Origin of the sequence: Neobacillus sp. CF12 (assembly GCF_030348765.1) — a bacterium.
Classification (GTDB): Bacteria; Bacillota; Bacilli; order Bacillales; family Cytobacillaceae; genus Neobacillus.
In genome coordinates this window covers 5,730,711-5,757,103 of sequence record NZ_JAUCEU010000007.1, presented here as the reverse complement: position 1 = coordinate 5,757,103, position 26,393 = coordinate 5,730,711, and the positions used below count along the sequence as shown (strand labels likewise).

Sequence of the window (26,393 nt, the reverse complement as noted above, 5' to 3'; positions counted from 1 at the left end):
CTAAAAATTTATACTTCTAATCCATAATTTCGGCAAAGTGCAGCTAATCCACCTGAGAATCCACTGCCGATGGCGTTGAATTTCCATTCGCCGCCATGACGATACAACTCACAAATAACGACGGCGGTTTCGACGGAAAAGTCCTCACCAAGGTCAAATCGGAGAATTTCCCGATTGGTTTCTTCGTCAAATAAGCGAGCAAAAGCATTGGAAACCTGTCCAAAATTTTGATTTCGGGAATCCGCATCATGAATCGTTACCGCAATTGCAATCCGGTGTACATGCGATGGCACCAAACTGAAATCAATTCGAATTTGTTCGTCGTCACCATCACCCTCACCGGTGCGGTTATCGCCTGTATGCTCGACACCGCCTGATGCGTGTACTAAATTATTATAGAATATAAAATCTAAGTCCTGCGTTACCCGGCCATTTGCATCTGTTAAAAACGCAGATGCGTCAAGGTCGAAGTCATTTCCGCCATGATAGCGGTTTGTATCCCAGCCAAGACCAATAACCGCCTTCGTTAACCCAGGATTTGTTTTCGTTAAATCAATTCTTTGTCCTTTAGATAAATTGATGCCCAAGTAAAATCACCTCTTTAGAACGAATATAGAAGGAACAAGCAAAGCTTGTTCCTAAAGATTAAGAATAAGAACGAACTACTTCACTTAAGCTTGCAGCTGTTGTACCTGTTCCGACTGCAGCAAACTTCCATTCAGTGTTGTGACGATAAATTTCGCCAACTACTAATGATGTTTGACCGCTGTAATCGTCCGATAAGTTATAACGGATTAATTCATTATTTTTAGATGGATCCACTACTCGAATAAAGGCATTGCGGATCATTCCGAAGTGCTGCTTTCTTTTTACACAATCATAGATATTAACAACAAATACAAGCTTCTGAACACTTGCAGGAACACGGCTTAAGTCAACCATTACTTGTTCGTCATCACCGTCTCCGTCACCAGTTAAGTTGTCACCAGAGTGTTGAACGCTGCCGTCTTTACTCTTAAGATTACCGAAATAAATAACGTCATTGTTGTTTTGAATTTTATCGTTTGCTCCAAGCATAATAACAGAAGCATCACAGTCGACATTGGCTCCGCCGCCTGCTCCTCCGCCGCCGAACAATCCGCCGAAAAGACCGCCGCCGCCGCTTTTACCGCTTTGAACTGGGTCCCAGCCTAAGCCTACCATAATTCTAGATAATCCTGGATTTCCTTTTGTTAAATCTACTCTTTGACCTTTTTGTAAGCTAATCGCCATATCATTCACCTCATAAGAATATTTTTATATTTGCTGTGTCAAATAAGTCTGTTGATTTCCACTCCGGGCACTTCGCTTTCCGCGGGCGGTTCGGGGAGCCTCCTCGGCGCTTAGCGCCTGTGGGGTCTCCCCTGTCCCGTCCTCCCGCAGGACATTGATTTCCTTCCTTGAATCGCCCACGCACGAAGAAAATGCGATAGCATTTTCGAGGAGTCTCGTGCCCTCCGTTCCAATCATCACAATTAGCTTTAACACAGCACTTAATTAACAATTAGTATTGTTGTTTCAACTTTTTAAAGTTATCCTGCAGCTGTTCTAAACGCTTTGTACCTTCCACACGCAGGCGCTTGTTTTCCTCTTCAATGGCTCGTGTTTCTTGCATACCTTTAATAATAATGTTCCAAGATTCCTCAATCGTTTCGATTTTAATGCTTGGACCACCGGCGAGTCTTGCAATGTCTGTGCTTTGTTTAGAAATATTTTGAGCATTCTTCAAAAGCATTTCATTGGTGCGGCGGTCAAGTTCACTCATTGAATCTGCTACAAGCTTCTGCCTTTTAGCCGCAACGGCCTGAATGAGACCATTCTTAAAAATTGGAATCGTGGTAACGAAGGCGGAATTAATTTTTCCAATCAACTTCGTATTTCCTCGTTGCAGCAAGCGAATTTGTGGTGCTGTCTGCAGGGAGACCATTTTCGCCATTTCTAGGTCGTAAATGCGCTGCTCTAAGGCTTCAATCGAATTTTTCAATGTATCCAATTGCATGGAAGCAATCTGATCACCTGCGGCAACACGAGCCTCCAGCTGTGGTAATTGATTGTTTTTAAGTTCATCTACCTTCATTTCACCCGCAACTACATATTTTTCTAGCGTCATATAGTATTGGTAATTTTGCTCATACATTTGCTCGAGCATTTTCGTGGAATCCACCATTTCATGCTGATACTTGGAAATTTCCACGTATACCTTATCAATCTCAGAGCCCATTGTTTGGTACTTACCAAAGACTTTTTCAATCATCTTTTCGCCCTTTTTAAAGAGCTTTCCAAAAAATCCAGTTGATGTTTTTTGAAAGTCCTTTGGATCGAACTTATCCATGATTTTGGTCAACTGTTTCAAAAGCTCACCAGAATCTTCCACTTTTGTGGTACGCATATTGCCTAAGATTTGGTCAGAAAAACGAGATATTTGAACGGCTGGTTCTTTACCAAATTCCAAAATCTTAATCTGGTCTCTTTCATCAATAGACCTGGCCAAATTCTGAACCTCTGTTTCCTTTCGAAGGGCAAGTTTAATGTCTGAAATCTTAGCTTCGCTCAGTGTATCATCTGTAGATGTGGTCATTAAGTTAGCAGATTGATTTTGTGGTAGATTCATCTTTAATCTCCCCTTAAATTTTTTAAAATTCCTTTAAAAAACTTATTTTTCAACTTAAAAGGTTCTTTGTATTCTAATTCAAACACTACATCCTCAAGCCAGTGAGTATCAAATAAACTATCATGAAGGAAATTTTCAATATCGTTATGTCCAGGTGGATTATATACGATAATATCAATACCAAATTGGTTTAAAAGAAGTATAAGGGCTGCATCTGATCGTGATAGTATACCGCGGCACTCATTGTTATAAATGATTAACTTCGGCACATGCTGAGAGTAATCAAATTTCTCCATTAACTGGATGATTTCTTTTGGAGTAAACATCGCCTGACTAAACAAATAAATGCTTACCTCTTCCATGCTTTCCCCTGGTAACGACTTTAAACCCGGCTTTTCACAAATTCGTCGAATCGCATTTGCTATTCCCTTTTGTAATCCAGTTGGTAAAAAAGAATACGGCCAGTAATGAGACTGCATCATCACTTCAGGATTCAATAATCCGTCTTTCGCAAGTGCATTTCGATAATGAAAGCGAAAATCGTTAGAGCTTGACCATGTAAACGGCAGTTGGCGAATCAACATGCTATGTTCAAATTCAGCAAGGTTTTGAATTCGATCCCAATACTCTTTTCGATTTTTACTAACCCCTTGAATTTTCGCAAACAGGGAAGGAATTTTCACCTGACTCTTCTCCACCTCAAAGCCTGGTCGGACCATCGCTATTTCTTTTCCAAGAATAAACAATTCATCATAGGTTGTTTTTAAAGTAATCGAAGACGGCGTATACTCCCGTAACTGCCATGGTTTATACAAACCAGACCCTTCCTGATTGAGAATACTTTCAATTTCCCTTGACGCCCGATAGGCGACAGTGGTTTGGCGATTTCTTCTTTCTTTTGGAAAGGGTTCAGCCTGCAGTTTGTTGGGAAATTGGTGAGTAAAGATTTCCTCATCGAGAAATCCTGCCAAGACATCCGTACCCTCAGGATGAAAAATAACTAAATCACAGCCAAGCTTCATTAAATAGTATAAAAAATAAGGCTGGCTTCTTTTCATATCGCCATACCATAAGAATTTTGGCATTTCCTTTTGCAAGTCTATGCTCTCCAATAAAGGATTTAAATGGTTTATCGACCATTTAATTACGTCGACTAGAACCCTTCTTAATTCATGATTTTTTAGTCCGTCCTTTTCACGCTGGGTAAAAAGTTCGAGTGTAGAAATCATAGCTTCCCTTATTTTTCGATGTATGGCTGGGATTTTAGATTTATACAGGAGTTGCTCACCATCAAGAAAAGCGGTGAAGCGATTGATTGAAAGCTTTTGTTCTTGACTGATATTTAATACCTTTTGAATCGATTGAAAGTGCTGATTATCAATATTTTTATTTAGTGACTCATCACTTAATAAAAGTAAACAAGGTTCAGGTCCTGAGACATAATCAAAAAGCTGATTATAGTACTCATCACTGTCAATCGGAATTCCTAGGAATTTCCCCAGTACTTGCCCAATCTGAATAGTTCCCTTATCTATAGAAAATTCTGGCCGTTCTGACAGGGGCATTTTCAGCAAATCAAGCCAATTTTCATATGAAAGGGATACAGGTCGGACATTCATTTGGTTGTATGGTAAATTCATTCATAATCCCTTCCCTCAAAAAAGCGAAAGATTTTTTGTACATTTAAGTAAAATTATGTAAGGGTATTCTTTACCATCATATCACAGTTAAATAATTGGTTCATTGTTTATACGAAACTAATCGTAAAATGTTTCATTTTGAAGGTAATTTCCTCATTTTTCACCTTTTTCCCTGTCCTTACATATTATTGGAATACCACATATAAGTAGGTGACTTCATGAGGTTTTTATACAAGCGGCCAAGAATTGAAGATGTTAGCGAGGAATTAAGTATCATTATGGAATTAATGGTCTCAAAAACCTTCGTTATGATAGATTTATTCTGGTTGTGCTTGCTTTTCACACTGTTACTTTCTCCCGTTCTTGCCACGGTCAGTATGTCAATATTATTTTTTTGCGGTTCATTCGCTTTTTTTAACTGCATCTATTTTTACTTTTTTTATCCTTACATTAAGAAAAGTTAGATATTGAGTTTTAATGCTTTAAGAAAGTGCTGGAGTATTTCTTCTCCAGCGGCAACGCCGAGCTGGTTTGTCAGCGTGATATCAGCTGGTCCCTTCACTTTAAGCAGTTCTCCATGGCTTGGGACGAATCGATAGCGGCAGTTCTTTAGAAAATCCCAATCTAGAACAGAATCACCTGCGCCCGCCATTGCTTCCAATCCTTCTCGGTTACATATAAATTCTAGTGCCTTCCCTTTACTAATTTCCGTTGGAATAAAGTAGAGTTTTCTCCCTTGAAGACTCAGTTTCCATCCGTATCTGGCTGTAAGTTCACGAATTTCAGTTAGTTCAGATGGGGACGGCAGACAATTTAATATATAATAGAAAAATAAGTTTTCAGCCCGCTTTCTTTCCCCATCTAATGTAATCCCAGCCTTTTTTAATCCAGTGAGTATCTCTTTCTCAGGTGCACATTCATTGTTTAATTGAACAACTAAATATTCAGACCAGTCTTGTAAAGGTTCCCCATTATACAAAATATGAGCGCCATTTGCCGTAATCGCATAGGACAAAGGGATTTCTTTTTCAAAAATCACGAATCTCTTAAATTGTTCAGTCGTTCTAGTTGTAACGGGTATAAATAAACTATGCTGGTTCACTTCTTTTAACATTGAAAATCCCGTTTCGGTCATATAACCAGTCCAGTTACCTTTATTCATTTCAACTGGTTTTAACATTATATTTTCAGGGTGACCGAATTCTGCGATTGCCCGATTAGAATACATGAGGGTTCGATCAAGATCGGATGCAATTATCATTTTCCTGACCCCTTAACCGATTTAATTAAGCCCATGCACAAATAATTCATTTCCGGATATGGCATCACTTCAACACCTTTTTCTTCGGCTAGCATAAGAATATGTTTCACAAATGGGCTGGATGGATCACGCATTAGGATTTTCCATGGGACTCTTCGAAGAAGTACACGTGTGGTTTCGCCAACTCCTGGCTTAATATAATTGGTACTTTCAATTTCAAACTTTGCTTGGATGTTTTTTACATCCTGCATTCCCAAGAACTCCGTTTGTATTTCTTCGGATACTCTTTGTGAAGCAATTACTTTAGCTTCCTCCATGATGGCTGGAAATTCCGCTGTAATCAATTCGATATATTCATTGGAAACATCGCTCGAAGTAAGTTCCCGATAATATTTAGCACCATGAAAATCGTTTTTACCGATATACTGCGTGTTTAATACAGTCCGGCTTACAAGGCCAGAGACAGTCGAGTTTAAACAAGCACTTGGAATCAGGAAGTCTTCCCTCGTACCAAAAAGCGTTGTACAATAACCTGGGTCGGCAATGACAGCTAAATTATCATCAAGCATGGTTTGATATTTCTCTTCAAACTCCCTGCATGCTTTTGTTAATTCTATCGAAATGGCCCCTTTTCCTGTCCAGCCATCTACGAACTGAAGATTGCCTTCGGGATGTTTAGAAAGGATATAGTGAAGAGCATTCTCATCTATTCCTCTATCACGGATAATAGAAACACTATAATGTGGGATAGATAGGTTGTAACGCAAAGTAAGATATCGTTTTATGAGAATTCCAACGGGTGTTCCTGCCCTAGCAAGTGATACAAGGATTGTTTGATTCCCTTTACGCTTATAAATCTGCTCTGCCACAATTCCAACGCATAGGGCTACCTTCTTTTTATATTCACTGCTGGTACTCCAAAACAAATCTACATATTCCTTTGGAGGCTGGTATTCGATGGGCAGTGACTCACTGTAATGCTGACCAGATTGAACTCTTATTTCCCGATTTACAGTGGAATCCTCGAGTTCAATATGACTTAAATCCTTTAATAGAAATAGAACATCATCCTCTGGATAGCTTCCTATTTTAGCAGGCTGATTGGTTATGGTTGACATTCTTTCACCCCCAATTAATGCGAGAAAAAGACGATTTTAATCGACTTAATCTGTGAGTTTTCAATTTGTTTTAGCAGCAACTGAAGATTTTCAGCAGATACTTCTCTCTCGAAAAATACAAACAGTTCATCATATTCCCCTGGAGGAATATTGTAAACAAAATGAACTACGTCCAGATCCTCTGGATTAGGAAAACTGTTCCCAAATCTGGCACCATAACCTTTGATATTCTGGATATATATTGGACTTCTAGTGGTTGATTGATAGAAGACATTTCCACCCATTTCTGCCGCTAACTTCATGGGGATATACATGAATTCTCCGGTGCCTAAACAAAGCGTATTAACCCCAGTCCTGTGTTCTCTTAGCACAGCAGATGCAGAACTAATTTTTTTATGAAGCTCTTTATTCTTGCTGCTCTCAATGCCAAAGCGGCCAGTTTCTCTGATAAGAGGTGTTTTGTTACTTGCTGCAGGACATACACCTTCAAAAAAATCAGATAATGATACGACTTTAATGGATGATGCAGTATCTTGGTATGTATCATGTTGTTGAGTTTGTTCTATAAGTTTACCACTCTCTTCAACTTGAACCTTGCCACTTATTAAACTTACGATGTTTATGGTTATCCCAAGTGTTCTTTCTACCTCTGTAAACCGTTGTTTGTTCTCTTCTGAGCGCCAATCCAAAATAGAAACAACACTATATTCATCCCTAGGAAACCTGGCATGGATAGATTCAATAATATTAATTGCTGTTTTTCCAGTAGTCATTTCATCATCTACTAAAATGATTTCACGATCATTATTAATCATGTCAATCGGAATATAGCAGCGATGCGAGGTAGCATGAGAATGCTCTTCTTCAAAGGTAATACATGGTGTCAGACTAGTAATCTCTTCCCTCGTTGTGTGAAAATACTCGCCCTTTTCGAAGCAATCAAAAAAAGCGTGTCCGAGCGCCGTTGCCGTTTCAGCAAATCCAATAACAACCGGATTAACTGAATTTGAGATAAACGCACCGCTCTGGAATTTTGGCTCTTTTTGACCAAAAGTTCGGACTAGTTTTTCTTTTGCTTGAACATTCAAGCCTTTTATACTTTCTGCGTATCTAGTAGCAAGTAATGCGGCTGCTAAAAGTCCTTTTTGTGGATGAATCGGCAAATGCTTCCCAAGAACTTTACTAACAAATAAAAACGAACGTTTTTTATTGATTCTTGCAGCCATTGTAAACAGATCTTCAAGCAGTAACTGATATGGGTTAGCAGTTACTTCAATGTCCACGTTAATGGCATCAAGAATTGTATGCATAAACGTCTTTTTTGATAAGGTCGATATTTGTGTATCCTTCATGCAGCACCCCGTAAAGCTGAGATTTTATTAATACCTTTTTTGCCCAAAATAAATGTGGCTTAATTTCATTCATCTTATTGGAAAAATTACTTTTCTTGACGCCATTTTCTCCTTTTTCTGCTTCTACGATTGAACAAGCATCGATATATTCCTCGTATGTAACAACATTCAAGGCCTGAACTGCTTTAATATGCGTCGGATGGATGATCGTCTTTCCCGTTAAACCGTTTGCAATATCCATTAATACCTCTTTAATAAGACCATCCATATTTTGGTCAATTAATTCGGCACGCCATTTCAATCCTTCATCGCCATAACGTTCGCGAAAAGGAGTTTGTCTTAACTGGGGCTTCAACATTCTTGGTTTTGATGAGAAATACTCCCACACTGGTCCTGAAATGACATATGGACTTTCAGACCGTTGAAAAACATTAATAATATCAGCCATACAATCTCGTAAAACAGCAATCTCATAGACACTGGTATCTACACTTCTACGGATTCCATATAAGCCGCAAAAATCAGTTGCCCCTATGCGAACATTCAAAATATTGTTTTTATAGCGGTCAAGGAGATGTTTAATCGCCATTAATTCGCCCATTCTAGTTTCTTTTTGGATAATTTTATCACTTTCAAGAATAGGCATAGCATAGAAAGGTCTGTTTTCTGTGTGAATATTCACAACCTCAGATAATAAAGCCTCACCAGATTCCGCACTAAACTTCGGCAGCACTACTCCCGTTAACATCTCAATGGCATTCCCTAATTGTTCCTTGATTCCCTTAAACTGCTCTATATTCCGAATTCGGATAAACATTAACGGTAAATCATCAAACGTTAAATACTTTTTGTTGATTTCATCATGTAGTTTCAACAATTCCCCAACTAGCAGTTCTTCCGCTTTTTCAACTTCGACATCACCCACTGCATCTTCGAGGTCGATAACCAGTGAAGTTAATCCTTCATGCTTTTTTGAAAGGAGATCTTGATGAATATTTGGACGTGTTGCCGGCATATAGAGTGTTGCACCTAAACCATAAGATAAAAGCTCTCGATCACTGTATTTGTTAAAATCTTTCGGCTTTTGAAAGAATAATGTTTCTAGTTCATCTTCATAAAAATATGTAAAATATTTCATTCTAAATTTACTCCTTTAATATAAAAAAGAATGGGGACTGACTTTCGTCTGTTCCCCATTTTATGTCGTACGTCATAAATTATGATTCTTTGCCCACTTCTTTCTTTTTGTTCATGTAATGAACAACAAAAGTAGCTCCGAATGTAAGTAAAATAATAATAAAGAAGACCGAATGTGGCAAGTGAATACCGAAAACAGCTATAAGCATTTTTGCTGCAATTAATAGTATTAAAACATAAGCAGATGTTTCAAGTTCAGGTATACGGTCAATTAATTTCAAGAAAACTCCGGCAATACCACGCATCATTAATACCCCAAGCATACCACCGACTAACAACACCCAAATCTCTTCACTGACACCAAAGGCAGCCAGCACACTATCAACAGAAAAGGCAATATCCATTATTTCAACGGCAACAACAGTTCCCCAGAATGTTCCAAATAGACGGATAAGGAGTCCCTTTTGGTTCATACCGTGCGCTTCTTCCTCGTCACTCTGCGCTGCCTTACGCTTATCCATGAAATACTTAATAGATAACCATGCTAGATACCCAGCACCTATAATCTTTACCCACCAAAGTTTAATTAGGAATACTCCGACCCCAATGGCGATAAAACGGAAAACATAAGCTCCTAATAAACCATAAAATAGTGCTTTCTTACGTTGTTCAGGTGGTAAGTGTTTCACCATTACGGCTAAAACAAGTGCATTATCAGCGGAAAGTAATCCTTCTAGGATTACGAGTGTCCCAATCAAGCCCCACGCAACTGGGTCTGTTAAAACCTGTCCCCACATTTCCCAGTTAAAAAACTGTGCATACGTATCTAAAATTCCTTGCAAAACAGACATAAAAAAAATTCCTCCCGGATGTTGTATGTTTTTTCAAAGACCCAGCATTTGCTGGGCCTTTATTCTAGTTGTTATCCTACTGATAATCCAAAGTCTGTAGCAAGTGCTGCAAGGCCGCCTTGGTAGCCGCTGCCAATTGCACTAAACTTCCATTCGCCGTTATGACGGTATAATTCACCAACTACAACAGCAGTTTCGATAGAGAAATCTTCTCCTAAATCATAACGGATTAATTCCTCGCCATTTGCTTCATTGAAAATACGAGCATATGCATTGGATACTTGACCAAAGTTTTGGTTTCTAGCGGCTGCATCATGAATTGTAATCGTGAATGTAACACGTTGAATGTTAGCTGGGATTGAAGTTAAATTGATATTAACTTGCTCATCATCCCCATCGCCTTCACCTGTTCTGTTATCTCCATTATGTACAACTGCACCGTTAGCACCTTTAGGATTATTGTAGAACACAAAGTCTGTTTCGTTTGTAACCTTACCATTTTCACCTAATAAGAAAACGGATGAATCTAGATCGAAATCATTACCGCCATCATATTTATTGGTATCCCAGCCTAAACCAACTACTACATTGGTTAACCCAGGATTTGTTTTGGTTAAGTCTACTTTTTGTCCTTTTGATAAACTAATTGCCATTTTTTCATTCCTCCATTTTAGGTAATAGTCTATATACGAGATTCTCTAGGAAAGGTTTCATTAATTATAATAAAACTTTTTTCTAGCATTAAGCAAATCATTAACTCATCCATTTTGGCGGTGTGTTTTTATCCCAATAGATAGATCCTAGTTCATGGTGACTTTGAAAACCGTCATGATATGTATGATAATGAAAGTTAAACCAGTATCCAGCTTGCGGCGGATTATCCCTTCGAACATGAAAACGAAGAACATCCTTATTTGTATCACTGTTTTTGATGTTAAAAATCTTCTCAGATTGTCCCTTGCCTGGAGACTCTGTAATAGCTAAGTTTAGCAAATCTTCTGTTGGAAATTGTGCGGCTGTTTCCTGTAATGCTTTTTCAATATTTGGCATGATAATTTCCTTAAACTCATTTTCAATGACAGGCTTAATTCTAGTACCAAATTTACGATAGGACTGCTGCTCAGCTTGTTTAAGTAACTCCTCAAGAATCTTTTCTTTATCTACCTGAGACTCTTCGAAGTAACTCGTTTGTCCCGATGGTGCTGACTCAACTGTATCACTCTCATTAGGTTTCTCAGCATTTATATTATTTATTAATTGAGTTGGTGTAATTAGACCAAAGGTTAAAATTGATACTAGTACGACTACCGATTTACGAATCCACTTATTCATCTTTAATCCCCTTTGCACCTGGAAGAATTTAACTAATTTTTCCGCTATTTTTTGACTCTTACCAATTATTATACTTCTTTTGTCGGCAAAATGGAAAAATCATTTCTTACAGTTTGAGAGAAATTCTTATTTTTCAAGAACACCAAAGTGAAATTTAGCTGTTTTTCTACGAAATACGTTAAAGCCATATTGTTCAAAACGTTTACTTTTATAGTGATCCTTTAACAAGACTCTATATTTTGAAACTCGTAACGCTTCGTCAATAAGTTCTTTGTTAAATTCTTCATAAAGAGCGAAATGGCCTAAAGCCTTAATCCCATCCGATTCAAGAATGGACTCATCAAACATCGGATCAAAATAGACACAATCAATCGAGTGATCTGACACTGTTTTTATATAGTCTATAGCCAGACAATTTACTACTTTAATTCTTGCCATCGCCTCATTCATGAGCTGGAGCTCACTATCCCAGGTTTTCAGCCCTTCCCTAACAATGAAAGCCAAATAATTCTGACCCTCGGTGCCTGTCACCACCCCTTCGTTGCCAACTAAATAACTGGCGACGATTGAATCAGAAGCAAGACCCAGCGTACAATCGAGAAAAGTCATTCCCTTTTTTAATTGTGCAGCTTGGGCAAAAGGATCGTGTTCTCCCCTTTCCAGTCGTTTGATTCGGAACATGGCAGAATTCGGATGAAAAAAGAAGGGCTGAAGTGCTTCCTTGTGAAATAATTCAAGTCTTTCCTTTCCAACCACAATACATTCACTGTTCGTTTCTTTTTGTAAGGTTAAAATGGACTTCTTTTGCCGCTTTATGTAAGGAACTTGTAATAATTCAGCAATTTCTATTGCCTTTTCAACCATATGTTGATTTGTTCGTCCAGCTGTCGTAACAAACATATGCTATAAAAACCTCCAAAAAAAAGGACGTCGTAATGACATCCTAGGTTAGCAATTGGCCTTAAATGCAGCCTTTAAATTATCCATTATCGATTCCATTGGCATACCCTCAATATCATGACGAGGAATGAAATGTACTACTTTATTTCCTTTCAACAATGCCATAGATGGAGAGGAAGGCTCAATTCCCTCGAAATACTCGCGCATTTTTGCAGTTGCTTCTTTATCTTGTCCAGCAAACACCGTCACAAGATGTTCTGGTTTTTTATCACTTGTCAATACTGCTTGCGTTGCAGCAGGTCTTGCCAGTCCAGCTGCACAACCACAGACTGAATTCACCACTACAAGTGTTGTTCCACTGGCATTTTCCATATAATTTTCAACTTCTTCTGCTGTTGTAAGTTCTTGAAATCCTGTTCGTGTTAACTCCTCACGCATCGGTAAAACCATTTGTCTCATGTATTCTTCATATGCCATTGACATTATTAAAACCTCACCTTCTATATTTGCAGTGTACTATATCTAATTTGGTCGGTGCAATTAATTTTCAGATTTCCTTGCTTCTGTCATTTGTTTCCAAACAGAACCTTTCGCTGCCTCGCCACCTTCAATTCTCTCAATTGCCATTTTGATTTGCATGCTTACCTCAAATTCAGGGTCATGTTCGGCTGCCTTTAAGGCAGGCAATGACGCTTCATCCCCTACTTCATACAAAAACATAGCAGCACGCCAGCGAACTAATTTGCTTTTGTCTTGGAGAGCCTTACTCATCTCTTCACTTGCTTCAGGGAAACCGAGATCAGACAAGCAATCTCCAGCCGTCCTGCGAACAGTAACTGTTTTATCCTTTAAAGCCGTATATAAATAAGGCAATACAGCTTTATCTTTGATCATCCCTAAATAGACGGTTGCTAGTCGGCGAATTGATGGCCTTTCATCTGACAGCGCCTTTTCTAAAACAGGTAAATCCTCTAATTCTGGATCATCCATTTGTTCAAGAAGCTGATAACGAATCTGCCAATCGGGATTTTCTAATGCTTCAAGAGTAACCTTTTTACGTTCTCTTATTGATTTTAGTTTTGTTGCAGATTCCATTGTCAAAGCCTTGGCCACGAGATCCTCAATCCGCTCTGTTGGATATGCTGCAATTAATTCTTCCACTACTTCTTGCCCAACCTGGTCAAATTCACCGTAACGCACGCCTTGTTGATCCCATCTACGAAGCAGAATATAATTTTCATCTGGCAGCTGCGCCCGTTCTCTTGCTTTTAAAAAGTATTCAGGCATACCAAACCTTTTCTCTGTATTTCCATTTGTCAGTTTTACCTGAAGAGGGATATCCTTAAACATTTGGACCTCCACCTTGATTTCACCAAAGTGTTCGCTTAGTTTGTTTTGGGACTCAACTGCTAGTTCTGCTGTTTCGCCAAACGCCTGGCGGACTTGAGGTAATAATTCCTTCCAGTCAAACTTCGCATTCCTTTCAATGGCAAGGAAATCAGCTACATGATAAACACCCTTGATTCCTTCAATCTGAAGAATATTTTGAATAATTGAGGGTGCTTCGGCGGCTGTTTCTTTTTTATAATTATGGCTCTTTCCCATTGGCAGTTCTTGATCTAGAATAATTTTCATCGTATTCGGGCTTGGAGTTGGTTCAATTGCCTTGATTTTCATGAATTTCACCTAATTCTGTAGTTTCTCTTTTACAAGTTTAACATATTGGTCATATTTCATTCTAGAAATTGGCCTTAAGTGGCGAATGGGTATCGCTGATATATTTTGTTTATCGCCGATATATCCGAATTAACGCCGATGTAATTCACTTATCGCGGATATATCTCAATTAACGCTGATATAATTTCTCTCAGACAAAAAACTAAAAAAAGTACGTCATCGACGCACTTTTTACTCACTTTCTGCTAATTCAGCTAAATATTCCCATCTTTCAATTAAATACTCGAGCTTTTCGTTTAATTCTGTTTCTAATTTCATCAATTCCTGTGCTTTTGTGAAGTCACTGCCGGTGTTTCCTATTTCTTCGGCGATTTCTTCAAGACGGGATTCAGTTTTGGCGATTACTTCGTCAATCTCCTCCCACTCTTTTTTCTCCTTAAAAGTCATTCTTTTCTTTTTTTCCTTTTCAGGAGCTTTTGTAGGTGCAGCGGTAGAAGTAACCGATTTTTTCGCTTCTACAACTGATTCTTTTTCTAAGTATTCACTGTAATTTCCATAAAAAGAATCGATTTGACCTTCACCGCGCAAGACAAGAAGTTGGTCGACCACTTTATCAAGGAAATAGCGATCATGCGATACAGTAATTACAACGCCTGGAAATTCTTCTAGGTAATCTTCTAAAACCGTCAATGTTTGGGTATCAAGGTCATTTGTCGGCTCATCAAGCAGTAGAACATTAGGTGCTGTCATCAATAGTTTTAGCAAGTATAAGCGACGCTTTTCTCCGCCAGACAACTTTCGGATTGGCGTCCCATGTGAAAATGGCGGGAATAGGAAGCGTTCGAGCATGAGTGCCGCAGATAGCGTTTTCCCATCTGACGTTTCAACCACCTCTGCGGTTTCTTTTATATATTCAATCATCCGCTTGTTTTCATCCATGTCTTCGTTTTCCTGTGTATAGTAAGCAATTTTCACCGTCTGCCCCATGATGAATTCTCCTTCATCCAGGGGCAGCTTTTTAGCCAGGACATTTAACAGTGTTGACTTTCCTGTACCGTTTCTACCAATAATCCCAAGGCGATCACCTGGTTTTACAAGTAAATCAAAGTGATTTAGGATTGTTTTTGAGCCATAACGCTTAGACGCATCTTTGAGTTCAAATACCTGTTTCCCAAGTCTGCTTCCATTAAGTGAGATATCTACTTTTTCTCCCGTCGGTTTCCCGCCTGAAAGCTTATCTTCCAAGTCATCAAAACGCTGAATCCGTGCTTTTTGCTTCGTTGTACGTGCCTTTGCACCGCGTCTCATCCACTCAAGCTCTCGTCTAAATAAATTCTGCCTTTTTTCAAAGGTTGCAGCCTCATTTTCTTCACGAATAGCTTTGGCTTCTAAAAATGCAGCATAATTTCCTTTGTAGCTATAAAGATTGCCGCCATCTAGTTCAAACATTCTGTTTGCTACCCGGTCTAAAAAGTAACGATCATGTGTGACAAGCAAAATCGAGCCATTATATCTGCTTAAGTAATCCTCCAGCCACTTTACAGAGTCAAAGTCTAAGTGGTTGGTAGGTTCGTCGAGGATGAGTAAATCAGGCTCAGCAATTAGCACCTGAGCTAAGGCTACACGTTTCTTTTGACCGCCTGATAACTCAGCAATTTTCTTTGTGAAATCCTCAATTCCGAGTTTCATTAATATGGATTTGGCATTAGTACTAGCATCCCAAGCATTTAGGGCATCCATTTGCTTTTGTAATTTAAATAGGTCCTCTTGAATCTTCGTATCATTTGGTGCAGAATTCAGCATCAAGAGTGTCTTTTCATATTCACGCATTAACCTAAGAATGGGTGCATCACCATGAAAAACCTGTTCAAGAACACTTTTTGCTGGATCTAAATCTGGCTGCTGATCTAAAAACGCAATACTGTAATCCTTACCCGTGATTATTTTCCCATCATCCGGTTGATCCAAGCCAGCAATAATTTTTAGTAATGAGGATTTTCCTGTCCCATTAATTCCAATTAAGCCGACTCGCTCTTTTTCACCGATCGTTATGGAAATATTGTTAAATAACTGCTTTTCTCCATACGTTTTCGTAACATTTTCTACTGTGAGCATTTTCATCGGTCTTGACCATCCCATTCTAGATAAAATTGTTCTAAAAACAACACCATCATTTGATGGCGTTTTTCTGCCATTTCCTTCGCTGTTTCTGTATTCAATAGGTCCTTCAACTTTAGCAATTTTTCATAGAAATGGTGAATACTTGATGATTTCCCTTTGCGGTATTCTTCTAGACTCATTTCTTCTCGCACATTTATTTTTGGATTATAGATGGGTTGTCCCTTTTTTCCACCATAAGCAAACGTTCTAGCAATGCCTATTGCCCCAATTGCATCCAATCGATCTGCATCCTGGACGATTTTCGCCTCAATGGTCTTTAGTTCCGATTTTCTTCCACCTTTATAGGAAATCGAATCAATAATTTGAACAATTGCGTTTTTTTCGTCTTTTGTTAGCTCAATACTATCAAAAAATAAATCGAGCTTGTTTCTCCCTGCTTCCGCAGTGTCATTTAGCTTTTCATCAGGAATATCATGTAAGAGTGCGGCCATTTCAATAATAAATGGGTCGCCAACTTGTTCTTGTTTACATATATGTAAGGCAGTCCGTCTAACTCGGTCAACATGATACCAATCATGTCCAGTTGCGTCTTCACCTAATTCATTACGGACATATAGAGCCGTCTGGTCGATAATTTGTTCGTTCATTTAGAAACACCTTCCTTCACCCTTGCTATTTTATCATGAAAAACAAACAAAAAATAACCCCGAAAGATTTCGGAGTTATTTTTTGTTTGCTTGACGACCGCTTTTTTTCTGGCTTTGCGATTTTGTGTTACCAATTGTAAAATCGTTGCCAAGTTCAACATCATTTTTCTGATCTTGTTTTTCAATTTGCTCACGCGTCATATTTGAATTTTGTCTTCCTTGCTTAGTAATGACCATTACCCCCTCACACTAAAATGAACTGCCGTTTTAGTATGCTCATTTGGGGATAAAGTTATTTCAAACCATTATGCCAGCTGATGCCAAGTGTGTTTTCACCTGCGTGGACACCAATAACAGCACCAAGTGGACAACAAATCACGTTTAGCTCAGGATATATTTTTTCTATTTCTTCTTTCCATTCATTTGCATTCTCCCGATGCAGGCCATAAAGAATATAAACCTCTTTAAATTTATTCTTTTCGTAAGAGGATTTAAGGTAATCAAGAATCTTTTCCTTTGCCTTTTTATCGCTTCTTACCTTTTCCTTTGTATTAAGGGCGCCTTCTTCAATGGAAATGATGGGTTTTACATTAAGCATGCTACCCAAGAAAAACTGTAATCCAGACATCCTGCCGCTGCGATGAAGCTGTTCTAAGCTCCCAATTAACACATAGGTTTCATTTGTGCTCTTCAATGTTTCTAGTTGGTCGATTACAGATTCAATGCTTTGGCCTGCTTCAACCAATTCCATACCTTTTTTCAATAAAGCAGACATCGGAGCGGTCAGAATATTGGAATCAAAGGTTGTCACTGGAATGTCAACAAGTTTTGCTGCTTGTTCGCTCGAAGAAACAGTGCCACTTAATTTCCCAGAAATCAGTACTGCGACCACCTGATCATAATCTTTAGAAAGTTTTTCGTATAATTCTTGAAAAACGCCAACCGCAGGCTGTGATGTTTTTGGCGGAGATTTAAGTTCCTTTAATCTCGCATAAAGCTGTGCCGCACTTAAATCTACTCCATCCGCAAATTCTTCACCCTCTAGTAAAATAGTTAATGGGATTATATACAAATCAGGATGATTCTTTAATTGATCATCTAAATATGCCGTACTATCAGTTACCCAAGCCGTTTTTACCAAAGTATTCTCCCCCTTATATTTAGTACGAGGTCCTATTATCTAGTTAAAATAATCGTACCTTGAAATCGCTTACTTGTAAATAATAATAACAAGAAAAAACCAGCTAAAATGTGATAGCTGGCTTTAAGATATTTAATTCATTTCGCTAAGGTATGATTGCAAGTGTTGATTGGTTTTCATCATATATTGAATCATCTCAACCAAATCATCCATTTGATCCTCACTGATAAGTCTGTCAAATTCAATTGAAATACAATTTTGAATCAGAGATTTTGAAGGAATCAGGGTTACCGATTGACTAATCTCTCTTGTCTCTCCCCAAATATCAAAGAGAATTTCTTGAATATTTTTTAATTGAACTTCATCGGTAATGCCTTGATGAAAGAAATGTAACTTTATAGTGCAACCAGAATGTTTTTGTAAAAGAGAATTTGGCAATAGTTCAGCAGCGAGATTGATCAAATCTGCTTTAATTTCCAATTTAGCAGTAACAGTCTCCTGTTGTGTTGAAGATAATTGAAAGTGAACATCAAAACTCCTGGACATTTTCGCCATATTGACGATGTCGTTCCGGTCAATAATAGCTATTTCTCCAGCTAAATCTAAATCATATAACGCCCCTTCGATAACTACTTTCATATTATCAAAAGCAGTTGGATCAAACATTCCATTCACCTCAATTATGTTAGAACAACCCTAGAGCCTTGCCTGTTTCGTCCACGTCCATATTTAGGGCTGCAGGTTTCTTCGGTAATCCTGGCATGGTCATTACTTCTCCAGTTAATGCAACGATAAAACCAGCACCAATCGATGGTTTAAACTCTCTAACATTTACCGTAAAATTAGTTGGTCTCCCTAGTTTCGTTGGGTCATCGGACAAGGAGTATTGTGATTTCGCCATACAAATCGCTAAATTAGACCAGCCGAATCTTTCATAATCCTCCAGCTGTTTTTTGGCCTTAGAAGAAAACTCTACATCTTTTCCGCCATAAACCTTCTGGACAACAGTCCGAACCTTTGATTCAAGAGAATCAGATAATTCGTAAAGTGGATGGAACTTATTTTCTTCCTTTTCGATAACGGCTAAAAGTGTTTCTGCTAGTTCAACTCCACCTGCTCCACCTTTTTCCCAGACCTCTGTTAAGGCAACAGGCACAGCCTCCCGTTTACACCATTCAAGTAGTGTTTGAACTTCTAGTTCCGTATCGGTAATAAATTTATTAATCGCCACCACCACAGGTAAACCAAAGCTTTTAATCGTTTCGATATGTTTTTGTAAATTCGCAAAGCCCAGGGTTAATGATGGGATATTTTCTCTTGCTAAATCCGATTTTGCAACTCCGCCATGCATTTTTAACGCTCGAATGGTTGCAACAATCACAACAGCTTCTGGCTTAATCCCAGCACTTCTTGCTTTAATATGTAAAAACTTTTCCGCTCCTAAATCCGCACCGAATCCGCCTTCTGTGATCACAAAATCGGCGAGTTTTGCAGCCGTACGAGTAGCAATCACACTGTTGCAGCCATGAGCAATATTTGCGAAGGGACCACCATGTACGAGTGCAGGAGTATGTTCAATGGTTTGCACCAGGTTCGGTTTCACCGCATCCTTTAGCAATAGCGTCAGCGCGCCTTGTACTTCAAGGTCACCAACGGTTACTGGTTCCTTTTTATCATTATAAGCAACAACCATCCGTGCTAACCGGATTTTTAAATCCTTCAAATCCGAAGCTAAACATAAAACGGCCATGATTTCTGAGGCAACGGTAATATCAAAGCCATCTTCACGAGGAACTCCTTGAAGTGGTCCGCCAAGTCCGATAATAACTTTTCTTAGCGCTCGATCATTTAAGTCAACGGCACGTTTCCAGACAATGCGGCGCTGATCAATGTTAAGCTCATTACCTTGTTGAATATGATTATCCAGTAGTGCAGCTAGTGCATTATTGGCTGTCGTAATGGCATGCAAGTCACCTGTAAAATGCAAATTAATGTCTTCCATCGGTAATACCTGTGAATAGCCGCCACCGGTTGCTCCACCTTTAATTCCCATTGTTGGACCTAGGGAAGGCTCCCTTATTGCAATGATTGCTTTCTTTCCAATTTGCCTGAAGGCGTCACCCAGCCCAACTGTTACCGTTGATTTTCCTTCACCAGCAGGCGTAGGATTAATAGAAGTAACGAGGATGATTTTACCGCTTTCATTTGTTTCTATATTTGCTAGTGCTTCATACGAGATTTTCGCTTTGTATTTCCCAAAAAGTTCGAGATCATCCTCCGCTAGACCAATTGTTTTGGCAATCTCAACAATTGGCTTCATGGTTGATTCTTGTGCAATTTCAATGTCGGACTTAACTGATGTTTTCATTTGCAAAAATGATCCCCCGCATTCACATAGAATTGTTAACCTCTTATATTGTATCAAATCGCTGATTTATTTCGTGAACTATTTCTTACAAAAAAAATTATTCTTTTCTGAAATTAAGATAATGTTTATAATGTTAATGACCGAATTTTTGAAAAAATACTATATACTTAAACCAGATATGAAAAAAAGGGGGAGTGCACCTTGCCTATTAACATTCCAAAGCTGTTGCCAGCAAGAGAAATTCTTGAACAGGAGAATATCTTTGTTATGGACGACGAACGGGCAATCCAACAGGATATTCGGCCATTAAAACTTCTTATTCTAAATTTAATGCCGGAAAAAGAAAAGGCAGAGACGCAGCTCTTACGGCTTTTGGGGAACAGCCCGCTGCAAGTAAATGTCAAATTTTTAAAAACCAATTCCTATGAATCTACGAACACAAGCAAACAGCATCTTGAACAATTCTATACAACATTTTCAGAGGTAAAAAATCAAAAATACGATGGCATGATTATCACTGGTGCTCCTGTTGAGTTAATGGAGTTTGAACAAGTTAAGTATTGGGAAGAACTCACTGAAATTATGGATTGGACAAAAACCAATGTCACCTCGACCCTACATATTTGTTGGGGAGCACAGGCTGCACTATTTTATCATTATGGTATTGATAAATTTGAATTAACTCGTAAATGCTCAGGAATTTATGAGCATCAAATCTTCGAGCATAATGATTTCCTCTTACGCGGATTTGATGATCATTTTTATGCTCCCCATTCTCGCTATACGGATGTTTCAATTGGGGAAATTCATGAGAATCCTGCACTTAAACTATTAGCTGCGTCGGAAGAGGCTGGGGCTTTGCTTATCGCCTCTCGCGACCGAAAGCATGTGATGATTACTGGACATTTGGAATACGAATCCGATTCCTTAGCACAGGAATACAATCGAGATATTACTAGAGGGCTGAAAATTCATATTCCGGAAAATTACTTTCCAAATAACGATCCAACACAGCCGCCAATTAATCGTTGGCGATCACATGGCCACTTGTTCTTTTCAAACTGGCTCAACTATTACGTATATCAAGAAACACCTTTTAATTGGGATTAAACAAAGAAGCATCGGGGTTACCGATGCTTCTTTTGTATATCTTATTTGTATAATTCGTCTTAAAATTATTAATCCCCTCTTCGTTTATTTTTCGTAAATTATAGAAAGAATATCGAAAAAAGGGGGGAAACGTTGTGGAAACAGTTGTGGCATTGCATCGGAATCATTTTGGGGAGATTATTAGCTTTGTGACATCCGGAGGTCGAATCATCTCCTATCAAAAAGCGTTAATGGAAGCAACAAACGGCAGTATCAAAGGCGTTCAAGCAACAGAGGATCATGATGGTAAACTAGTCCTAAGTCCAGAGTTAGAACAATCCTTTGAGCATTATCCTGATTTATTCTAAAAAGCACCTGGAATCCACCAGGTGCTTTACTATTACTTAAGATTCGTTTTGTTTTTGAATTTCTTTTAATGCTTCTATTCTCGTTTCATCTTCTTGGAAAAATTGAACGAGGTCAACGATTCTTTCAATCGAATCCCAGCTTAAGTGGTGTTCTATTCCTTCTACATCTTTATAGATATTTTCATCTTTAACGCCGATGATTTTTAGGAATTGTTCTAATAAATCATGTCTGAATACGAGGCGTTTACCAATCTTATTTCCTTTTGTAGTTAAACTAAATCCTCTATACTTTTCATAAACGAGATACTCATCTTTGTCTAACTTTTGTACCATTTTTGTTACTGAGGAGGGATGAACAGATAAGGCTTCCGCAATATCTGAAACTCGGGCATACCCTTTTTCTTCAATCAACATATAAATTTGTTCTATATAATCTTCCATACTAGGTGTTGGCATCCCGTACCTCCAAAAAATTACTCTCCTAAAAGTTTACTATAGAACAAAAATAGTGACAAGTTGAATTATCACTTTGTTACTAATTTGTGTTTTGTTCTTTTGGATGATCCTCAAATAAAAACTTTACCCTTTTCTCCTGCTCATCTAGAAAAAGCTTTGCATTAAAAGTTTTATCTTTGTTGGTAAAACCTTCAATTAAGTCTGTTTTGCCTTCAGATAAAAGAAGCTTAATATTCTTTTGGGTAATGTTTTTTCCGAGAATCTTTTTTGATATCGTGAAATTACATTGGTTTTTTTGATAGTTTGAACAACCGTAAAAACTTCCTTTATCAACGACTGAGCCATCACACTTTTTGCAGTTGCCAAGTTTCGTACTGCCTTTACCCTTTGTCATCTTCTTACTAGGAGTGAAATTTTCACGAACATCTTCTGAAAATGCCCAATTAGCAGAATGACCCACTCCTGAAGAAATTAGATGCGATACCATTTTATTGGTTTGTTCCATAAAGTTCTTAGGGGAAGCTGCGCCTTCTGATATTTCTTTTAGTTTCTGCTCCCATTTGGCTGTCATTTCTGGAGAAGCGAGAATTTCCTGTCCAATAGCATCTATCAATATTCTAGCCTTTGAAGTTGCATAAACCAAGTTCTTGGTTACATCGATATATTTTCTATCCTTCAGCATGGTAATAATACCGGCTCTTGTGGCCTCGGTACCAAGACCTTCCGTCTTAGATAATATTTTTTCCATTTCTTTATCTTCGATATGCTTGCCGGCCGTCTTCATTAACGTGATTAACTGACCTTCAGTATAGCGTTTTGGCGGTTGTGTCTGGCTCTCTTTTACATCTACCTTCGTCGTACGACCTTGCTCACCTTTTGACAGTTGAGGGAGAGCAGGCTCGTCCTCTTTTTCCTTTTGGTTGATTACCTTTCGCCAGCCTTCTTCAATTTGAACTTTTCCCTTTGATTGAAAAACCGCTCGTCCATCTACTAATGTTGTTACCGTCGTGTATTCGGCAATCGCTTTCGGATAATGTGCTGCTATTAAACTCGTGACAATGAGGTCATACAGTTTCTTTTCATCTGGATCTAGCCGATCAACATTTGGAATTTGTTCGGTAGGAATAATGGCGTAGTGATCCGTCACCTTTTTTTCATTCACATACCGCTTATTATCAATAATTGATTCAACTGGCAATGGGAAAAATTTTTCATAGCCATTAATATGACTTAATTTAGAAAGAATTTCAGGAAATGTATTTGCTTCTTCCTTCGTTACATGCCGCGAATCCGAGCGGGGATATGAGACATTTCCTTTTTGATATAGTTTTTGCAGTACATCTAGTGTCTTCTTTGGTGGAAATTTATATCGTCGATTTGCTTCAGCCTGAAGAGCAGAGAGATTATAAAGAAACGGTGGTAAAAATTCTTTTCTTTCTGATATAACATCTGAAACTTCTGCTGACTTTTCTCGGCAAAACGCCGCAACCTTCTCTGCCATTTCTTTTGTTTTTACTCTTGATTCTCCATCATTCTGCCACTTACCACTGTATTTCTTACCCTCAATGTTAAAATGTGCAATTACTTCCCAAAAGGGCTCGGATTTGAAATTTTCAATTTCTATTTCTCTTTTTACAATAAGAGCTAAGGTTGGAGTCTGCACCCTTCCTACCGAAAATACATCAGAAAACCCTTGTTTTTGTAATAGTAAGCTATAGAGCCGCGAGGCATTCATTCCAACAACCCAGTCCGCACATGCCCGAGTGTACGCTTCATAATATAAATTCCTTGTATAGTCTTCGTCTAATAATTTATTAAACCCCTCGCGAATCGAGTTCGGCGTTAAAGAAGAAATCCAAAGACGTTTCATTGGCTTCTTACAACCTGTGATCCGAAGAATGTTACGGATAATTAATTCACCCTCACGCCCCGCATCGCCCGCGTGTATTATTTCTGTTACCGCGGGGTTATTCACAAGCTTCTGAATAACAGAAAATTGTTTTACTTTATCCTTCGTTACTTCGTATTGGAATTGGTTCGGTATCATTGGCAAATTTTCCAGCGACCATTTCTTCCATCCTGGCTCGTACTTTTCTGGGTTCACCAGCTGACATAAATGCCCAATTGCCCAAGTGACGTACGCACCATTTGGAAAAGTCTCGTTTGGAAAAATTTCTATAAAACCACTTTGTTTTTTATGTTTAAAAATAGAAGCCAATGTTGATCCTTGATCTGGCTTTTCAGCGATAATTAATTTCATTATGATTGCTCCTTTTTAAAGCATCCAGCATTCATTTTCCACTTCATTTGTCTTTTTGTAAAGGATAAAAATATATCCAAGATAGACCATTAGATTGTTGCATTATATAATTAAACTCTATTTGGAAGAGTTTACATACTATAAAAAGAGGTACAAGATTATGTTGAATTTTGAAAGGATTAATAGTGTGGTTTGTTAGAGTTTGAAGAAGATGTATTAAAAATACAAATGCGGAGGCTTTTGAAAAACAGAGGTAATGATAGGAAACATTTCAACTCCTTTTTATTAATTACTTCATTATCATTTTCCCATTTTAATCGTCATTCGTAAATGCTAAAAGATAAAAATTTGGCAAGCAAAAACCACAGCACATGACTGTGGTTTTTGAAAAAACATATAGATCTACCTATTTTTACTATGACAGACTTGAAAGAACTTACTTGCTTTCTCTCTTAATTCAGCAAAGTCATTTTCATCATAGCCTTTTTTCCCTTTTACGATCGAGCTCCCTACACCAAGTGCTGTTGCTCCAGCCTCAAGAAATTCCAATGCGTTGGTTACATCGATACCACCAGTTGGTACGGTTGGAATTTGTGGCAATGGGCCTTGAAGATCTTTTAAATAATTTACTCCCATTGTCCCAGCAGGGAATATCTTAACTAGATCTGCACCATTTTCATAGGCAGTAAGAATTTCTGTTGGTGTGAGTGCACCTGCAATACAGAAGACTCCCTCTGTTTTGACCGTGTGTATTGTTTCCATGTTAACGGTAGGCGTAAGAATAAACTTAGCCCCAGCCTCAATCGCTTGGATTGCCATTTCAGGTGTAAGAACGGTTCCAGCTCCAACAAACATTCGACCTTCAAATTTCCGGCTCATCTCATTAATAATCGTCAAGGCATGTTCGGTGTTAAGTGTGACCTCAATTAACCTGATTCCCTCTTCATATAACGTTTGAAAGATTTGTTCTACATCCTCCACTGCTATTCCTCTTACAATGGAGATAATCTTATGTTCTTTAAATTGTTCTATTATCATAGATTCCTCTCCTTTATTACCGTTCAACATCATCTGACGTTGAATTCATAAATTGAGATAATTGTTCACGTTCTGGAAGCCCTTCAATATCTCCTTTTACCTGGGTAGCAAGTGCTCCAAATGCATTCGCCCTTTGAACAGATTCATATAATGGTAATTTATCTAGTAGACCTGTTATGAAACCTGCGGCAAAAGCATCCCCAGCTCCAATCGGATCTACTACCCGCTGAACCTTATAGCCTGGAACATGCTCAACCCCGTTTCCAGTGATTACAGAGGCCCCTGCTTTCCCTAGCTTGATTACGACTGTTTTGGCCCCTAATTCAAGTAGTTTATCTCCTATTTCCTTTACATCGTTCGTTCCAAACAAAAATTCACCTTCACTAATCCCGGGAAGAACGATATCTGCTTGTTTTGCAATATCAAGTAAGGTTTGCCGGGCAACATCTTCTTCCCACAGCGTCTTCCGCAGATTTGGATCAAACACAACTTGGACCCCATGTTCTTTCGCTATTTTTATTGCAGCCATTACTGCTTGATGACAGGATTTACTCAAGGCAGGGGTAATGCCAGATACAAATAAATATTTTGCTTGTCTTATATATGAAACATCGATGTCCTTAGGAGAAAGACGACTAGCCGCTGAGTTACTTCTATAATAGAAAACCCTCGTTTGATTTTCTCTTAAATATTCTTTAAACATTAAACCAGTTGGGGATACATTATCTTCTTTCACAAAGGTAAGATCAATATCCTCTCCTCGTAAAAACATCAATAACCCTTTCCCAAACTCGTCCTTTCCAACTCTACTAATCCATCCGGCTTTATACCCCATACGAGATACTCCAATGGCCACATTTGTTTCGGATCCTGCAAATGATTGGGAGAACTGGTTAGTATAACGTAAATAGCCTTGTTTGTTTGGAGTAAACAGACCCATGGTTTCCCCTAAGGTAACCACATCAAGCATTGGTATATTCATATTTA

General features: G+C 38.4%; 26 protein-coding genes. 2 read left to right on the top strand and 24 right to left on the bottom strand.

The genetic code is table 11. The features are described from left to right. Positions 1-8 precede the first annotated feature (8 nt). The 20 genes from QUG14_RS27710 to QUG14_RS27615 all read right to left on the bottom strand — a co-directional run bounded on the left by QUG14_RS27710 (position 9) and on the right by QUG14_RS27615 (position 20,195). Positions 9-587 (bottom strand): TerD family protein, encoded by a 579-nt coding sequence (locus QUG14_RS27710; protein ID WP_289343679.1) that lies wholly within the window; start codon positions 585-587, stop codon positions 9-11. Between the two features lie 58 nt (positions 588-645). Then, a complete protein-coding gene (locus tag QUG14_RS27705) occupies positions 646-1,272 on the bottom strand; it encodes a TerD family protein (protein ID WP_289343678.1) in 627 nt (208 codons plus the stop codon). A 271-nt stretch (positions 1,273-1,543) separates the two neighbouring features. Continuing rightward, positions 1,544-2,650 carry a toxic anion resistance protein gene (locus QUG14_RS27700; protein WP_483310767.1) on the bottom strand — a complete coding sequence of 369 codons (1,107 nt, stop codon included), beginning with the start codon at positions 2,648-2,650 and terminating at the stop codon, positions 1,544-1,546. A 2-nt stretch (positions 2,651-2,652) separates the two neighbouring features. After that, on the bottom strand, positions 2,653-4,290 hold the full coding sequence (locus QUG14_RS27695) for a YceG family protein (RefSeq protein WP_289343677.1): 1,638 nt from the start codon (positions 4,288-4,290) through the stop codon (positions 2,653-2,655). A 460-nt stretch (positions 4,291-4,750) separates the two neighbouring features. Continuing rightward, positions 4,751-5,551 carry an HAD family hydrolase gene (locus tag QUG14_RS27690; protein ID WP_289343676.1) on the bottom strand — a complete coding sequence of 267 codons (801 nt, stop codon included), beginning with the start codon at positions 5,549-5,551 and terminating at the stop codon, positions 4,751-4,753. After that, entirely contained in the window at positions 5,548-6,669 is a 1,122-nt protein-coding gene (locus tag QUG14_RS27685) for a cysteine protease StiP family protein (protein WP_289343675.1), read from the bottom strand. The genes QUG14_RS27690 and QUG14_RS27685 overlap by 4 nt, the downstream gene beginning before the upstream one ends. A 14-nt stretch (positions 6,670-6,683) precedes the next feature. Beyond that, the gene (locus QUG14_RS27680) at positions 6,684-8,021 is read right to left on the bottom strand and encodes a phosphoribosyltransferase family protein (protein WP_289343674.1); all 1,338 of its coding nucleotides are present in this window, start codon (positions 8,019-8,021) and stop codon (positions 6,684-6,686) included. Then, on the bottom strand, positions 7,963-9,159 hold the full coding sequence (locus tag QUG14_RS27675) for an HpcH/HpaI aldolase/citrate lyase family protein (RefSeq protein WP_289343673.1): 1,197 nt from the start codon (positions 9,157-9,159) through the stop codon (positions 7,963-7,965). The genes QUG14_RS27680 and QUG14_RS27675 overlap by 59 nt, the downstream gene beginning before the upstream one ends. A gap of 79 nt (positions 9,160-9,238) precedes the next feature. After that, entirely contained in the window at positions 9,239-10,009 is a 771-nt protein-coding gene (locus tag QUG14_RS27670; protein WP_289343672.1) for a TerC family protein, read from the bottom strand. 71 nt (positions 10,010-10,080) lie between these two features. Further along, complete coding sequence (locus QUG14_RS27665; RefSeq protein ID WP_289343671.1) at positions 10,081-10,662, bottom strand: TerD family protein; 582 nt, start codon at positions 10,660-10,662, stop codon at positions 10,081-10,083. Positions 10,663-10,762: 100 nt separating this feature from the next. Beyond that, positions 10,763-11,341, bottom strand: coding sequence for a YpjP family protein (locus tag QUG14_RS27660; protein WP_289343670.1), 579 nt, complete (start codon positions 11,339-11,341; stop codon positions 10,763-10,765). Positions 11,342-11,467: 126 nt separating this feature from the next. Then, on the bottom strand, positions 11,468-12,241 hold the full coding sequence (locus tag QUG14_RS27655) for a class I SAM-dependent methyltransferase (protein WP_289343669.1): 774 nt from the start codon (positions 12,239-12,241) through the stop codon (positions 11,468-11,470). Between the two features lie 48 nt (positions 12,242-12,289). Beyond that, positions 12,290-12,724: a BrxA/BrxB family bacilliredoxin gene (locus QUG14_RS27650; RefSeq protein WP_289343668.1), complete on the bottom strand. Its 435-nt coding sequence runs from the start codon at positions 12,722-12,724 to the stop codon at positions 12,290-12,292. 57 nt (positions 12,725-12,781) lie between these two features. After that, positions 12,782-13,918 carry a conserved virulence factor C family protein gene (locus QUG14_RS27645; RefSeq protein ID WP_289343667.1) on the bottom strand — a complete coding sequence of 379 codons (1,137 nt, stop codon included), beginning with the start codon at positions 13,916-13,918 and terminating at the stop codon, positions 12,782-12,784. A gap of 231 nt (positions 13,919-14,149) precedes the next feature. Then, positions 14,150-16,039 carry an ABC-F family ATP-binding cassette domain-containing protein gene (locus tag QUG14_RS27640; RefSeq protein WP_289343666.1) on the bottom strand — a complete coding sequence of 630 codons (1,890 nt, stop codon included), beginning with the start codon at positions 16,037-16,039 and terminating at the stop codon, positions 14,150-14,152. After that, positions 16,036-16,686: an HD domain-containing protein gene (locus tag QUG14_RS27635; protein ID WP_289343665.1), complete on the bottom strand. Its 651-nt coding sequence runs from the start codon at positions 16,684-16,686 to the stop codon at positions 16,036-16,038. The genes QUG14_RS27640 and QUG14_RS27635 overlap by 4 nt, the downstream gene beginning before the upstream one ends. 75 nt (positions 16,687-16,761) lie before the next feature. Continuing rightward, positions 16,762-16,923: a hypothetical protein gene (locus QUG14_RS27630; protein ID WP_289343664.1), complete on the bottom strand. Its 162-nt coding sequence runs from the start codon at positions 16,921-16,923 to the stop codon at positions 16,762-16,764. Between the two features lie 55 nt (positions 16,924-16,978). Further along, positions 16,979-17,827 carry a DegV family protein gene (locus tag QUG14_RS27625; RefSeq protein ID WP_289343663.1) on the bottom strand — a complete coding sequence of 283 codons (849 nt, stop codon included), beginning with the start codon at positions 17,825-17,827 and terminating at the stop codon, positions 16,979-16,981. A 132-nt stretch (positions 17,828-17,959) separates the two neighbouring features. Beyond that, the gene (locus QUG14_RS27620) at positions 17,960-18,493 is read right to left on the bottom strand and encodes a hypothetical protein (protein ID WP_289343662.1); all 534 of its coding nucleotides are present in this window, start codon (positions 18,491-18,493) and stop codon (positions 17,960-17,962) included. A gap of 19 nt (positions 18,494-18,512) precedes the next feature. After that, positions 18,513-20,195 (bottom strand): formate--tetrahydrofolate ligase, encoded by a 1,683-nt coding sequence (locus QUG14_RS27615; RefSeq protein ID WP_483310766.1) that lies wholly within the window; start codon positions 20,193-20,195, stop codon positions 18,513-18,515. 201 nt (positions 20,196-20,396) lie between these two features. Here QUG14_RS27615 and metA point away from each other — a divergent pair, with 201 nt between their 5' ends. Next, entirely contained in the window at positions 20,397-21,305 is a 909-nt protein-coding gene (gene metA, locus QUG14_RS27610) for a homoserine O-acetyltransferase MetA (protein ID WP_289343660.1), read from the top strand. Positions 21,306-21,439: 134 nt separating this feature from the next. After that, complete coding sequence (locus QUG14_RS27605) at positions 21,440-21,652, top strand: DUF3892 domain-containing protein (RefSeq protein WP_289343659.1); 213 nt, start codon at positions 21,440-21,442, stop codon at positions 21,650-21,652. A 36-nt stretch (positions 21,653-21,688) separates the two neighbouring features. On the opposite strand, the gene mntR is transcribed toward QUG14_RS27605, so the two are convergent. The 4 genes from mntR to QUG14_RS27585 all read right to left on the bottom strand — a co-directional run bounded on the left by mntR (position 21,689) and on the right by QUG14_RS27585 (position 26,388). Continuing rightward, the gene (gene mntR / locus QUG14_RS27600; protein ID WP_289343658.1) at positions 21,689-22,108 is read right to left on the bottom strand and encodes a transcriptional regulator MntR; all 420 of its coding nucleotides are present in this window, start codon (positions 22,106-22,108) and stop codon (positions 21,689-21,691) included. Positions 22,109-22,187: 79 nt separating this feature from the next. Continuing rightward, positions 22,188-24,368, bottom strand: a complete 2,181-nt coding sequence (locus tag QUG14_RS27595) for a DNA topoisomerase III (protein WP_289343657.1) — start codon at positions 24,366-24,368, stop codon at positions 22,188-22,190. 402 nt (positions 24,369-24,770) lie between these two features. Next, entirely contained in the window at positions 24,771-25,406 is a 636-nt protein-coding gene (locus tag QUG14_RS27590; protein WP_289343656.1) for a bifunctional 4-hydroxy-2-oxoglutarate aldolase/2-dehydro-3-deoxy-phosphogluconate aldolase, read from the bottom strand. 16 nt (positions 25,407-25,422) lie between these two features. Then, on the bottom strand, positions 25,423-26,388 hold the full coding sequence (locus tag QUG14_RS27585; protein WP_289343655.1) for a sugar kinase: 966 nt from the start codon (positions 26,386-26,388) through the stop codon (positions 25,423-25,425). Between the last annotated feature and the right edge of the window lie 5 nt (positions 26,389-26,393).

Excerpts from the sequence above, each read along its gene's own strand:
- QUG14_RS27705 (WP_289343678.1), bottom strand. The coding sequence starts at position 1,272 with ATGGCGATTAGCTTACAAAAAGGTCAAAGAGTAGATTTAACAAAAGGA.
- QUG14_RS27700 (WP_483310767.1), bottom strand. The coding sequence starts at position 2,650 with ATGAATCTACCACAAAATCAATCTGCTAACTTAATGACCACATCTACA.
- QUG14_RS27695 (WP_289343677.1), bottom strand. The coding sequence starts at position 4,290 with ATGAATTTACCATACAACCAAATGAATGTCCGACCTGTATCCCTTTCA.
- QUG14_RS27690 (WP_289343676.1), bottom strand. The coding sequence starts at position 5,551 with ATGATAATTGCATCCGATCTTGATCGAACCCTCATGTATTCTAATCGG.
- QUG14_RS27685 (WP_289343675.1), bottom strand. The coding sequence starts at position 6,669 with ATGTCAACCATAACCAATCAGCCTGCTAAAATAGGAAGCTATCCAGAG.
- QUG14_RS27680 (WP_289343674.1), bottom strand. The coding sequence starts at position 8,021 with ATGAAGGATACACAAATATCGACCTTATCAAAAAAGACGTTTATGCAT.
- QUG14_RS27675 (WP_289343673.1), bottom strand. The coding sequence starts at position 9,159 with ATGAAATATTTTACATATTTTTATGAAGATGAACTAGAAACATTATTC.
- QUG14_RS27670 (WP_289343672.1), bottom strand. The coding sequence starts at position 10,009 with ATGTCTGTTTTGCAAGGAATTTTAGATACGTATGCACAGTTTTTTAAC.
- QUG14_RS27665 (WP_289343671.1), bottom strand. The coding sequence starts at position 10,662 with ATGGCAATTAGTTTATCAAAAGGACAAAAAGTAGACTTAACCAAAACA.
- QUG14_RS27660 (WP_289343670.1), bottom strand. The coding sequence starts at position 11,341 with ATGAATAAGTGGATTCGTAAATCGGTAGTCGTACTAGTATCAATTTTA.
- QUG14_RS27655 (WP_289343669.1), bottom strand. The coding sequence starts at position 12,241 with ATGTTTGTTACGACAGCTGGACGAACAAATCAACATATGGTTGAAAAG.
- QUG14_RS27650 (WP_289343668.1), bottom strand. The coding sequence starts at position 12,724 with ATGTCAATGGCATATGAAGAATACATGAGACAAATGGTTTTACCGATG.
- QUG14_RS27645 (WP_289343667.1), bottom strand. The coding sequence starts at position 13,918 with ATGAAAATCAAGGCAATTGAACCAACTCCAAGCCCGAATACGATGAAA.
- QUG14_RS27640 (WP_289343666.1), bottom strand. The coding sequence starts at position 16,039 with ATGAAAATGCTCACAGTAGAAAATGTTACGAAAACGTATGGAGAAAAG.
- QUG14_RS27635 (WP_289343665.1), bottom strand. The coding sequence starts at position 16,686 with ATGAACGAACAAATTATCGACCAGACGGCTCTATATGTCCGTAATGAA.
- QUG14_RS27630 (WP_289343664.1), bottom strand. The coding sequence starts at position 16,923 with ATGGTCATTACTAAGCAAGGAAGACAAAATTCAAATATGACGCGTGAG.
- QUG14_RS27620 (WP_289343662.1), bottom strand. The coding sequence starts at position 18,493 with ATGTTTGATCCAACTGCTTTTGATAATATGAAAGTAGTTATCGAAGGG.
- QUG14_RS27615 (WP_483310766.1), bottom strand. The coding sequence starts at position 20,195 with ATGAAAACATCAGTTAAGTCCGACATTGAAATTGCACAAGAATCAACC.
- mntR (WP_289343658.1), bottom strand. The coding sequence starts at position 22,108 with ATGCCAACACCTAGTATGGAAGATTATATAGAACAAATTTATATGTTG.
- QUG14_RS27595 (WP_289343657.1), bottom strand. The coding sequence starts at position 24,368 with ATGAAATTAATTATCGCTGAAAAGCCAGATCAAGGATCAACATTGGCT.
- QUG14_RS27590 (WP_289343656.1), bottom strand. The coding sequence starts at position 25,406 with ATGATAATAGAACAATTTAAAGAACATAAGATTATCTCCATTGTAAGA.
- QUG14_RS27585 (WP_289343655.1), bottom strand. The coding sequence starts at position 26,388 with ATGAATATACCAATGCTTGATGTGGTTACCTTAGGGGAAACCATGGGT.